8 protein-coding genes are annotated in these 12,424 nt (G+C 64.0%); 4 read left to right on the plus strand and 4 right to left on the minus strand.

From position 1 onward, the window contains the following. Positions 1–21: 21 nt before the first annotated feature. The 3 genes from OU994_RS04980 to OU994_RS04990 all read left to right on the plus strand — a co-directional run bounded on the left by OU994_RS04980 (position 22) and on the right by OU994_RS04990 (position 5,930). A complete protein-coding gene (locus OU994_RS04980; protein WP_281609865.1) occupies positions 22–975 on the plus strand; it encodes an MYG1 family protein in 954 nt (317 codons plus the stop codon). A 132-nt stretch (positions 976–1,107) separates the two neighbouring features. Beyond that, positions 1,108–2,628 carry a carboxylesterase/lipase family protein gene (locus OU994_RS04985; RefSeq protein WP_281611582.1) on the plus strand — a complete coding sequence of 507 codons (1,521 nt, stop codon included), beginning with the start codon at positions 1,108–1,110 and terminating at the stop codon, positions 2,626–2,628. Between the two features lie 98 nt (positions 2,629–2,726). After that, positions 2,727–5,930 (plus strand): DUF3427 domain-containing protein, encoded by a 3,204-nt coding sequence (locus OU994_RS04990; RefSeq protein ID WP_281609866.1) that lies wholly within the window; start codon positions 2,727–2,729, stop codon positions 5,928–5,930. A 28-nt stretch (positions 5,931–5,958) separates the two neighbouring features. On the opposite strand, the gene OU994_RS04995 is transcribed toward OU994_RS04990, so the two are convergent. Then, complete coding sequence (locus OU994_RS04995) at positions 5,959–8,265, minus strand: bifunctional diguanylate cyclase/phosphodiesterase (RefSeq protein ID WP_281609867.1); 2,307 nt, start codon at positions 8,263–8,265, stop codon at positions 5,959–5,961. Positions 8,266–8,591: 326 nt separating this feature from the next. Beyond that, the gene (locus OU994_RS05000; protein ID WP_281609868.1) at positions 8,592–9,131 is read right to left on the minus strand and encodes an MmcQ/YjbR family DNA-binding protein; all 540 of its coding nucleotides are present in this window, start codon (positions 9,129–9,131) and stop codon (positions 8,592–8,594) included. 78 nt (positions 9,132–9,209) lie between these two features. On the opposite strand from OU994_RS05000, the gene OU994_RS05005 reads away from it, so the two are divergent. Next, the gene (locus OU994_RS05005; RefSeq protein ID WP_281609869.1) at positions 9,210–9,413 is read left to right on the plus strand and encodes a hypothetical protein; all 204 of its coding nucleotides are present in this window, start codon (positions 9,210–9,212) and stop codon (positions 9,411–9,413) included. A 184-nt stretch (positions 9,414–9,597) separates the two neighbouring features. Here OU994_RS05005 and OU994_RS05010 read toward each other — a convergent pair whose 3' ends face one another. Both OU994_RS05010 and OU994_RS05015 read right to left on the minus strand, forming a co-directional pair. Continuing rightward, positions 9,598–10,992: a beta-propeller fold lactonase family protein gene (locus tag OU994_RS05010; protein WP_281609870.1), complete on the minus strand. Its 1,395-nt coding sequence runs from the start codon at positions 10,990–10,992 to the stop codon at positions 9,598–9,600. Between the two features lie 168 nt (positions 10,993–11,160). Beyond that, positions 11,161–12,312 (minus strand): hypothetical protein, encoded by a 1,152-nt coding sequence (locus OU994_RS05015; protein ID WP_281609871.1) that lies wholly within the window; start codon positions 12,310–12,312, stop codon positions 11,161–11,163. Between the last annotated feature and the right edge of the window lie 112 nt (positions 12,313–12,424).

The following is a 12,424-nucleotide window of genomic DNA, read 5'->3' on the forward strand; positions in this document are numbered from 1 at the left end:
CTACGCTACCGGAGAGTTTTCATGGTGATCGTCACCCACAACGGCAAATTCCACGCGGACGACGCGTGGGCCGCCGCCGTCCTGTTCGTCCTGTTCCCGGACGCTGAACTGGTCCGCACGCGCGACCCGGCCGTCATCGAGGCGGCCGATTTCGCGGTCGACGTCGGCGGCATCTGGAACCCGGCCGCCGGCCGCTTCGACCATCACCAGAAAGGTTTCGATGGCGCCCGGCAGACCGGCGTGCCGTATGCCAGTGCGGGCCTGGTATGGCGCGAATACGGCGCCCGCTGTGTAAGCGTGCTGGCCGACCTGCACACCGGCCAGCAGCTGCCTAACGATACGGCGCGCGAGATCGCCTACGCCATCGATGCCGACATCGTGCAATACCTCGACCTGTCCGATGTCGGCGCCGCCAAGAACGCGCCGGGCGGTTATGGCCTGTCGGCGGTGATTTCCGGCTTCAATCCCAACTGGCTCGACGAGCAAAGGCTGGGCTACGACGGCGCGGCCGATGTCTACCGGCTCGATCAGTTCCGGCGCGCCATGGCCCTGTTGACGGATATCCTGGTCAACGCCGTCAAGTACCGCGTCGGCGCCTTGCTGGCGGTGGAGCAGGTACGCGATGCCGAAGTGCTGGCCGATGGCCGGCTGCTGTTCCTGCGCAACAGCGCGCTGCCATGGACCCAGGTGGTCCGCAAGGAAATGCCGAAGGTGCTGTTCGTGCTCAGCCACAGCATTGCCGAAAACCGCTACATGCTGCACACCATCCCGGTCAGCCCCGAGAGTTTCGCGGCCCGCGCCGACCTGCCGGCACCATGGGCGGGCCTGCGCGATGCGGAACTGGCCGCGGTCACCGGCGTGGCGGATGCCACGTTCTGCCACAACGGCCGCTTCATCGCTGCCGCCAGGTCGTACGAGGGCGCGTATGCGATGGCGATGCTGGCGCTGCAGGCAGTCGATGCCGGCGAGCGTTAAGCCGCCGTTGGCATATCCGGCAAAATCGACATCGCAACTCGCCGATTTTGTACTATTGTCAAGAGATAAGCCGGGTTAGCATTCCTCACCGCCGCGCGCCCGCGTGCGCGGCACACCTGGAGGAATGACTTGATGCGATTTCGTGCGATCCGGCCGGCCATCGGCTGCCTGGCCATCCTTTGCTGCACCGCCGGGCATGCCGCCCAGCCGGCGGGAACGGTGCAAGTCACCGGCGGCGCGATCGCCGGCTCGCAAGCCGGCGCCATCAAGTCCTGGCTGGGCATTCCCTTCGCGGCGCCACCCGTCGGCAACTTGCGCTGGCGCGCACCGCAACCGGTCGTGCCATGGCAGGGCGTCAGGCAGGCACGCAGCTTTTCGGCGGCCTGCTCCCAGACCGCCGAATGGATCACGCATCCCAAGAGTGAAGACTGCCTTTACCTGAACGTCTTCGCGCCCGACCGGGCGGAGAAGCTGCCGGTACTCGTCTGGCTGCATGGCGGCGGCTTCTACGGCGGTACCGCCGCGCAGCCGCTGTACGACGGCAGCAACCTGGCCAGGCGCGGCGCGGTCGTCGTTACGGTCAACTACCGCCTCGGCATCTTTGGTTTCTTTTCCCACCCTGAACTGACGGCGGAGTCGCCGGACCAGGCGTCCGGCAACCAGGGCATCCTCGACCAGGTCGCCGCCTTGCGCTGGGTGAAGGACAACATCGCGGCCTTCGGCGGCGATCCGGACCGCGTGACGATCATGGGGGAATCGGCGGGCGGCGAGTCGGTGGCGATCCTCGTCGCATCGCCGCTGGCGAAAGGGCTGTTCCAGCGGGCCATTGCGCAGAGCGGCAACGATGGCTTGCCGATGGATGCCGGCGAACACCACCGCTTCGCCAGCAAGGCTGCCGCCGAAGCCAAGGGTCTTGCGTTCGCCAAGGCCGCTGGCGCCGAACGCATGGCAGGCTTGCGCGCCATGAGCGCCGAGGCCCTGCAAAAGCCCTCCTGGCTGCCGCGCACCTTCGTCGACGGACACCTGCTGCGCGAAGACCTGACCACCACCTACCGCCATCGCCGCCAGAACGACGTTCCCCTGCTGGTGGGCTGGAACGCGGAGGAGGGCAAGGACCTGGCGCCGGAAATCCTCGGCACGGACAAATTCACCGCGGCCAGCCATCGCGGCCTGGTGGCCAGCCTGCTGGGCCATGCTCCTTCCGCGGCACTGCTGGCCGCCTATCCCGGCGCCAACGATGCGCAGGCGAAGGCATCGATCGACCAGCTCACCAATGACTGGTGGGGTTGGCGCATGGTGCACTGGTCGGCGTTGCAGGCGAAGCACGGCCGGTCGCCATCGTATGCCTACTACTTCGCCCACCGGCCCGCCGAACCGGCCACGCCGTGCGGCTACGGCTGCGGGGCAGGGCACGGCGCGGAAATCCAGTACGTGTTCGACAACCTTCACCTGGATGCGCGCGCATGGACCGCGGCGGACCGGCAACTGGCCGCGCGGCTGGCCGACACGTGGGTGAGCTTCGCCCGCACCGGGAAACCGGACGGCAAGGGCTTGCCCGACTGGCCGGTGTTCGATGGCGGCAACGCGAGCATCATGCAGATCGGCGGTAGCGGGGCGGTGACGCTGCCGGATTTCTCGCTCTTTACGCGGTGAGGGGAGTGTGCTGGAGACTTGCTGAATGAGGCATTGGAATTCCATAAGGAAATTCTTGCGCAGGATATACTTTTGTCTTTCCTGCTGAAGTCTGCGCGATGGCCAACTTGCTGCCCGACGGTCTCTACGACCAATTGCTCACCGATGAGCTATCGAAACAAATCGCGCAGCATCGTGCCGACCATTTGACGCTGGGTGATCTCGGCGAACAGGCAGCACCGCAAAAGCTGGTCGATGCTTTGTCCGAGCAGATCGGAAAAATTCTGCTGGACTTGCCAGCTGAGCATGCCGATGACGAGGAGGTCGACGTTCGGCGATCACGAGTCGACGCGCAACTGGAACTCATCAACGCGGTACTGGTCAGCCTGCGCCAGCAACTGAACCAACGCTACCCGGACGGCGACCATGCCGACACTGTGCGATTGTTGAGCAGTCCCGCGCGGCGCCTGACATCGGTTCATCGGCAGAGACCAGCGCCTGCGTTGCCGGAGACGGGTGTTGCGGCACCGTGGCTATTCGCGGCATCCAAAACGTCGCCATCGCTGCTGAATGAATTGCGGCACGAACTGAGCAGCAGTGATCGTGTCGATATCCTGATGAGTTTCATTACGGTTTCGGGGATCCGCAAGATCCGCGACATTTTGCAGAGCATTACCGCTGTCGGCGGTAACGGGCAGTCCATGACGCGCCTGCGAGTACTGACAACGACCTACATCGGCGCGACGGAAGCGCAGGCGCTGGATGAACTGGCGCGCCTGCCCGGTTGCGAAGTGCGAGTATCGCTGGATGGGCGACGCACCCGCTTGCATGCCAAGGCATGGATTTTCGAGCGCGACAGCGGCTTTGGCACCGTGTACGTCGGTAGCGCCAACCTTACCCAGGCCGCCATGGCCGGAGGGCTGGAGTGGACCGCCAAATTTACCGAGCGTGGCCAGGGCGAGATGTACACGCAGGCTCGCGCGCATTTCGAAACGCTTTGGCACGATAGCGAATTCGTTGCCTACCACCCCGACAACGAAGGTCATCGTGCCGCGCTCGACCAGGCGATCGCGCGCGAGCGTGGCTACGACAAGGATTTCACTGCGCCGCACGTCTTGAGCTTTTTCGATTTGCAGCCGAAGAATTACCAGCGCGAGATGCTGGAGCAGTTGCAAGCAGAGCGAGAGCATGGCCGCCAGCGCAATCTGGTGGTGGCAGCCACCGGCACCGGGAAAACCGTGGTCGCGGCATTCGATTATCAGCGTACGTGCGCGCAAGCGGGCGGCAGGCCACGCCTGTTGTTCATCGCGCACCGGGTCGAGATATTGCAGCAGGCAATCCGCACCTATCGCGAAGTGCTCAGGGACCCCAGCTTTGGTCAGCAACTGGCGGGCGGCATCAACCTGGACAACCCGGATCACCTGTTTGTAACGATTGATAGCCTGCATTCGCAGGATCTGATCAGCCGATATGGCGCGGACTACTGGCACACGGTGGTGTTCGACGAATGTCACCGTATGGCGGCGGCCAGCTTCGACGCGGTAGCGATGCGCATCAAGCCAATGATCTTGCTAGGCCTGACGGCGACTCCTGAGCGCAGTGACGGGAAGCCCATCCTTCATTATTTCGACTGCCGTCCGGACGGCAGCCCTGCGGTGGAAATGCGCTTGTGGCACGCGCTGGACTTGCAACTGCTGGCGCCATTCGAGTATTTCGCCTGCGATGACGATACCGACCTGCGCGACGTCCCGTGGAACCGGGCCGATGAGAAGAAGGCGCTGAACAATCTATTGACTGGTAACGATTTTCGCGCCCGGCTGATCATGAATGAGTGGCGCCGGCTGTGCGCCGATCCCGGGAAAAGTCGGGCTATTGCTTTCTGCGTGAGCGTGGATCATGCCATGTTCATGACAGAGCAGTTCAATCGTGCTGGCCTGCCAGCGATGTGCGTGACCGGGCAATCGAGCCGCGAAGAACGCGAGGCGGCGCCGGGCAAGCTGGCAAAGGGCGATGTGTGCGTTCTGGTGACGGTCGACCTTTACAACGAAGGCGTCGACCTGCCGATGGTCGATACCTTGCTGCTGTTGCGGCCAACGCAAAGTCCAGTGCTTTTCCTGCAGCAGATCGGCCGGGGATTGCGGCTCTTCAAGGGCAAGGAGAGCTGCCTGGTGCTCGACTTCGTCGGGCAACACCGGAAGGAGTTCAGATTCGATCACTTGCTCGGCCAGCTGACTGGCATGAGCCGGCGCGAGTTGCTGGACGGCGTGGAGCATGGTTTCAGCAGGCTGCCAGCAGGGTGCCATTTGCAACTGCAGAAGCGGACGCGCGACCAGGTGCTGGCCAGTCTGCGTGCCCTCATCAACCACAACTGGCGTCGCCTTGTCAGCGAGCTGCAGGCGTATGCCGGCCTGCATGGTCGTCATCAAATCAGCCTGCCTCGTTTCTTGCATGAGCAAGCACTAAGCGCGGGTGAGGTCTACCGCAGCACCGGCCGGAGTGGCTGGACGGCGCTGCAGCGAGCGGCAGATCTGCTTGCAGGGCCAGAAGGTCCGGAGGAAGAATACTTTGGCCGCCGTTTCAGTGCGCTGTTGCATATCGATGACCCTGAGCACATCGCGTTGATGCAGGCGCTCGCGCGGCCATGCCCGGAAAAACTATTGGAGACGCCCCTCAGTGCGCTGCGAATGCAGATGCTTGCCTATCAGGTCGACGGCACTGCCGATCGTGTCGGCAGTTGGCGTGATTTCCTGGCCCGTCTCCAGCAGAACCTCCACTGTTTAAGCGAACTAGGCGAACTCGCCCAGGTGCTGGAGGCGAACGCACTCCCGCACGGAACGCCGATTCCTGGAATGGAAACCGTGCCGCTCTGCCTGCACGCGCATTATCGGATCAACGAAATCCTCACGGCAGTTGGTTATTTGACTGCGGAGAAGCGGCCGCGTTTTGGTGAAGGCGTGCTGCGCCTCCACGACCGCAAGACCGAACTGCTGTTCGTCACGCTCGACAAGCGTAGCGGCTTTCACGATGCCATTTCCTATCATGACTATGCCCTCAGCCACGAGCTGTTTCATTGGCAGTCCCAGAATAGCTGTAGCCCGGAAAGTGCGAGCGGGCAGCGATACCTGCAGAGCGTTGGTGCACAGCGCAACGGCTGGCAGTTCCAGCTGTTTGTCCGCACTGACAAGGAAAGTGCCTACCTCGCGTGCGGTCCCGTAACGCTGAAAAGCGCCCACGGAACTCGCCCCATGAATATCCAGTGGGAGCTTGAAAAAGCACTGCCTGCGGCAGCATTCGCGCAGTTCAGCATCCTGCGCGCGGCCTGAGGAGGTTGCCGTGGGGGGCGGCGCCCGTTCACCGCCCCGCCTCGTCCGGCACCGCTTCGCCAAGCCGCGCCAGCTCGGCCAGCACGTCGGCCAGCGGCTTCGGCCGGGCGAACAGGAAGCCCTGCATGTGCGGTGCGCCGTTGGCGGTGAGATAGCGTGCCTGCTCCTGCGATTCCACGCCTTCGGCCACCACGCGCAGGCGCAGCTGCGCGGCCATCGCCAGGATCGAGCGCACGATGGCCGTGCCGTCCGCATCGCCCGGCGTTTCGTGGATGAAGCTCTTGTCGATCTTCAGTTCGTACAGCGGCATGCGCTTCAGGTAGGCCAGGTTCGAGTAGCCGGTGCCGAAATCGTCGATGGAGAAGCGCACGCCCATGCCGGCGAGTTCCTGCATGCGAGCGATCGTTCCGTCGCGGTCGCCGACGACGATGCCCTCCGTGACTTCCAGGATCAGCTGGTCCGGCGGCATGCCCGTTTCCGCCAGCTGGCGCTGCACCGTGGCGACGAAGTCGGCCTGCCGGAATTGCGTGGGGCTGACATTGACCGACAGCGGCATCGCATGGCCCAGCGCCGCCAGTTGCTGCCATGCCAGGCAAGCCTGGCGCAGCGCCCATTCGCCGAGCTGGACGATCAGGCCGGTGGTTTCCGCGAGCGGGATGAAGACATCCGGCGGCACCATGCGGCCGTCGGCGCGGCGCCAGCGCATCAGCAGTTCGGCGCCGGCCGGGCGGGCGTCGGCATCGAACTGCAGCTGCAGGTGCATCGACAGCTCGCCGCGCCGGAAGCCGTTCGCCAGGTCGCGTTCGAGCGTCAGCCGCTCTTCCATCTCGGCGCGCATGGTCGACTCGAACAGGGCCACGCCATTGCGGCCGTTGGCCTTGGCACGGTACATCGCCGTATCGGCTTCGCGCAGCAGGTCGTCGGCGCTCTGGCCGGGGCGCAGCAGCGCGATGCCGATGCTGGCCGACGTGCTGTAGTGCTGGCTGTCGATGGCGACCTCGCGGGCGAGCGCCATGCCGATCGCCTGCGCGCGGGCCGTCGCCGCTGCGGCCACGGCGGCGTCGTCGCCGGCGATGCCGGTCAGCAGCACCACGAACTCGTCGCCGCCCAGGCGCGCCGCCATGTCGTCGCCGCGCACCAGGCTGGAAATGACCTGGGCGGTATTGCGGAGAAGGTCGTCCCCGGTGGCGTGGCCGCGCGCGTCGTTCACGTACTTGAAATGATCGAGGTCGATGAACAGCAGTGCGCCGTGGGCACTGCCGGCCTGCGCCAGCCGGGCGTTGAGCTGTTCCATGAGGCGCCGCCGGTTCGGCAAGCCGGTCAGCACATCGTAATAGGCCAGCTGGTGAATCGCGTTGGCGGCTTTCTTGCGCTCGCTGATGTCGCGGCCGACGATCACCCAGTGCGTGTGCGCGCCGGTTTCGTCCCGGAATGGCGAGATGTCCAGCTCGACCCAATGGGCCGCGCCGGACTTCGCATGGATCTGCAGTTCGCTCGACAGGCCTTCGCCGCGTGCCATGTGGCTGGCGATGCGCGCCGCCTCCACGGGATCGGTTTCCGGTCCGGAAAACATCGTCATGCTGCGGCCGAGTACTTCTTCGCGCGTGAAACCGGTGCCGCGCAAGAAGGCATCGTTGGCGAAGATGATGGGCTGGGGCCGGGACGGGTCGGTACTCGCGCGGGCGATGATGACCCTGTCGTTGAGCTGGGCCACGGCGGCGGCGGTGAGCCGCAGTTCCGCGTTTGCCGCGTGCAGGGCATTCTTGCCCTCCTCGAGCGATCCCGCGAACTGTTGCAGGTCGGCCAGCGACTTCGTCACCTTCTGCAGCAGCGTTCCGCAGCACAGGGTGATCATGCTGCCGATGAACAGGAAGTTCAGCGTGGCCAGGATCGTCGCCACGAAGCCTTCCGGTGGAAAACCGGCAAGCTCCGGCCGTGCCAGTCCGGTCAGGCCGAGTGTCAGGATCACGAGGCCGCTGCCGGCCACCGCCACCAGCGCCGGGCGCATGCCCAGCAGCACGACAGCGAACACCGATGGCGCCATCAGGAAGACCTGCGCCACGTATCCCACATTGATCATCAGGCCGATCGAGGCAAAGAACACGATCGCGATGAAGTTCACCACGCGCGCCCGGTAGGACAGCCGCCGCATGCGCCAGAGCGCGCCCAGCCAGGCCAGCGCGACGATATCGACGGCGATCATCGGCCACATGTCATTGCGCACGGCCAGCACGATGCTGGGCACGGCCGTGATGATGCCCAGCACGAGCACGATGGCGATCATGCGGGAGATGATCTCGCTGCGCCAGTGTGCGATATCGCTATCCGGCGTCACGGGATGCCTTCGCTATAAAGATGCAATGATGTATTCATTGCGTTGCCATTTTCTTTGATGAAAAAAATCGCGCCCGACCTGGGCGATGCCCAGGCAGCGCCGATTGCCGCGACTGTGGCGAGCGGTAGCGCCATTGACGCGGCGGCTATTTCGCGCGGCCGGTGGCGCCGTGGCGCGCACTATGCCAGCATAGCCCCGATTTCAACAAAGCAGGCGAAACACTGTTCGCAACAGTGCAGCTGCCGGACCATCTCGTCATTTTTCATCCACGCCGGGCAGCGCGGGCAGGGCACGAGCGCATCGCAATGCGATGGCCCGGAAAGAAGTCAGCGCTTGTGCCGTGCCTTGCCATATGACCATTCGACCAGCTCGGCCAGATACCCGGCAGGAAACTGCTCGACCTTGACGATGGTGATCCAGTGAAAACGCCCCATGTAGCGCGCCGGCTTCACCCCGGGCACGCCGGTCAGCTCGACAAAACGGTCGGGCGAGACACGCATGCTGAACCGCCATTTCTCGGGCTCGCTCGTCTTGAAGTAGGCGAACTTCTTGCCGCCGACATAATAGGTAAGGACGTTGCCCGGTTCGCCGTAAAGCGTTTCGGTCACGCCATCGAATTCCCGGCAAAATGTTCTCAGCTCTTCGACGTTCATGGCGGCAGGAAGGTTCGGGTGATGGATTTCCATCGATGGCAGAGTGTAGTCGAGCTCCAGCAGGCGGCGCCAGCGGTACCTGCGCGATGCGCGATGCCGGCCGGTAAACGGCCGATCTGATGTTTGCCGGGTTACCATGCCGCACGCGTTATCCTCATGCACAGCCGAGCGGATCGCCGAGGGCGGCCTGGCAAGCCCGGGCGACGAACGCATCAGGCAATTCAACAAGGTATTGAGCGAGGAGCTCGAGGAGCTCGGGATCGACGTAGCCGGTGACGAGGCAACCGCAGCATGGAGCTGGACGTGGATATGTTCAGCGAGCTGACGCCGGCCGGCATCGTGCGCATGCTCGACAGCGATATCGCCGACCTGCGCGCGAAAATCGAGGCCATCGACGCCGATCTGCAGTCGCTGGGTGACGTCAACGCTTTGAAAGCCTGGCTGAAGCACCTGCCTAATCCGGGGCCGCAACGGAACGACGATCTGTTCTGGTAGGGTCGCGATTCACCAGGAATCCTCGTCGAGAGCAGAAGGCGTGCCGCGCCACCTGCCGCCAGTGCCCGCAATAGCGTCATCGAAAAACGCCAGCCTGGAGGAGGTTGGCGTTTCGCTTTCGCTGCCCGATCCTGGTAACCCCGGGAGAATCGAACCATCGGCACAAGGATTGCCGAGGCGCCAGTCACCGATGGAACAGGATGATCTGTCCCGGTTGCCCCGGCGTCGCGATGTTGCCGACCTCGGTCAACTGGCCGTCGGCGCCCACCGCATATTGGGTTACCGTGCTTTTGATGTTGTTGGGAACATAGGCATAGGCGCCGGTTGCGTCGAATGCCATCTGCATGGAGTAATCGTCGGGGGCCGCGACGCGGGCAGGGGACAGGGAGGCCAGCCGGCCATTCGCCCCGATGGCGAACTGCTCGATGGTATTGTGACCGCCGTTGGCGTAGGCGTATTTGCCGTTGGGGGTGATCGCCATGAACATGCCGCGCCCTGCGATCGCGACATTGGCCGGGTCCATGGGCGTCAGCATGCCGTCGGCGCCGATCTCGTACTGGCTGATGCTGCCACCGTAGCTATTGACGGTGTAGGCAAATTTGCCGCCTGGGTCCAGCACGATATCGGTCGGCGTGCTGCCGGCAGCGACGCTGGCGGTCGCCGCCGGCACCAGGCGCCCGTCGTCCGAGATGGAGAACTGGTACACCCTGCTCGAATAGCCGTCGCTCGCATAGGCGTATTTGCCGCTGGAATCGATGGCCATGCCATACACCGAATGGACACTCGCAACCTGCGTGCCTGTCGTGAGCGCGGCAAGACCTCCGTCCGCCTCCAGCGGATAGCGATAAATGCTGCCGTCCCACGAATTGAAGGAGTACAGGAACCTGCCGTCCGGCGACAGCCTGGTGCCCTCCGTGGTATCGCCACTGCGTACGGTGGCCATTGGCTGTGACGACAGTTCGCCTGCCGCCCCTATCGTGTGGACGCGCACGGCGTTTGCGCTGCCCATGCTGATGAAGGCATTGGCGGCCTTGCTGTCGATGGTGAGCGAGATGCGCTGGGACGAGATCGGTACAGCGGGCGCGCCGCTGGCGCGCATCTGGCCGTTAGCACCAAAGGTATATTGCGACACCGAGTATTGATACGTCGACAGCGCCGATACCCATTCGACGCTGACCACGTACGCGTAAGCTGTCTTGCACGTGACGGCGATGCTGGTAACGGCCGCGCTGGAGATCGTGCCGCTGCCCTGGCTGATTTCACAGCGCTGGCCTGTCGGCATGCTGCCGATGCTGACCGCGTAGCTGCTCCCCGATGGCAGCTTGTTTGCAAAACTGAACGCGCCATTGCCGGCCAGTTCCAGCGTGGCGCCGCCTTTATCTTGCAGCGTCAGTTTTCCACCGCTATTGAGCCCCGTGACTGTGCCACCGAGGCTGAACGTGGCAATAGGGCTGACTGTGCCATCAGGGCTGGCGCCGGGTGCGGACGAGGCCGGGGACGAGGACCCACCGCCGCAACCGGCGGTGATGAGCATTGCGGCCAGCGGCACGCAGCTGGCGAACGCGAAAGATCGTTTCATGACGGGATTTGCTTTGCAAAAAAACTGGTGGCTGCACGCTGCTGTGCGATCGCGGGCCGCTGACTGGAACTTGAATGAGACCGGCTCGAGACAAGGCGTAGATGGACGGCGAACGGGGCCTTCCCGCCCATCTCAACGCGATACCGGAGCCGAATGTGGCTGGATGTCCTAGTACTGCGGCAAGCGGTGGAAGCCGTATGGCGGCAGGTTGCCGGTCATTGTCCCGAGCGTGCAATATGGCGTTGCCCACAGCGTGCCATCGCGCTTCTCGATGACGGTGCAGGAGTCGCCCGCCCAGACCTTGCGCACCCCGGTCGCCGACAGTACCGGGCCGCCACCCCTGGTCGTCCCGTCACCGAACTGGCCTTCGGAATTGCTGCCGAAGCCCCACAGGGTGCCATCCGCTTGTAGTGCCATCACGTAGGTCGAGCCGGGCGACAGCGCGGCATAGCCCTGTCCCACCAGTACCGGCGTATCGTCGCTTGCTGCCTGGTCACGCTTGGGAGCGTTGCGGCCCCAGGCCCATAGCTCGCCATTTTTCTTGATGCCGTAAGTGGCCTCGTAGGCACTGGCCACCGCCTGGTAGCCGTCGCCGGTTTTTTTCGGGATGAACGGGGTGGGCGACAGATTCTCGTTCCACGACCACAGGCTGCCATCCGGTTTCAGCGCCATCGATTGGCCGGTGGCACCGGTGGCGAGATCGCTGAATCCGGAACCGAACTGATGGGGAACGATCTGCATAGCCATGGATTCAGGCACAGGGCTCGAGCGTGCGCCCCAGGCCCACAAGCTGCCGTCACGCTTGAGCCCCACAACGCGCTCGCCCGCGATGGTATTTGCGCCCTTGACCGCGACGCTTGCATAGCCATTGCCGATCTGGACTGGCGTGGCACTGCCCGCTTGCGGACCTTCGGCAAACACGCCGCCGGTGTTGTAGCCCCAGGCCCACAGACCGCCGTCGGTGCTGATGGCCAGCCCGAACATGGTGCCGGCTTCAATGTCGGTGAAATTCGATCCCAACCGCGTATTGATCGTCACGACATTGTCGGCCGTGCTTTTCTCCCAATCGTTTTCCCATACCCACAGGCTGCCATCCTCTTTCAGCACGGCCAGCTTGCGATTGACCTCGCCAACTTTCGCCACGGGCGTCAGATAGTTCACGGTTGTGCTGATCAGGCTGGAAGTGGCGCTGGCCGAGACGTATAGTTGCAGCGCATGTTCACCGGCCACGCCCGACGGCGTACAGCTGAATACCCGCCGTGTCTGGCTGCCCCCGGCAGCTTCAATGGGGGCAAGGCATCCCGGCAGCTGGAAGTGCATGCCGTCCCTCAGGTCGGTGCCTGTTACCTCGAAATCGGTGGGCCGGGTCAGGATGGCGGTGGCGGGGGTGATGCTGGATATGGTTGGTGCCGGTTGCGGAGGCGGTGCGGGT

Source organism: Pseudoduganella sp. SL102, from assembly GCF_027856995.1.
In the GTDB taxonomy this organism is placed as follows: Bacteria; Pseudomonadota; Gammaproteobacteria; order Burkholderiales; family Burkholderiaceae_D; genus Rugamonas; species Rugamonas albidiflava.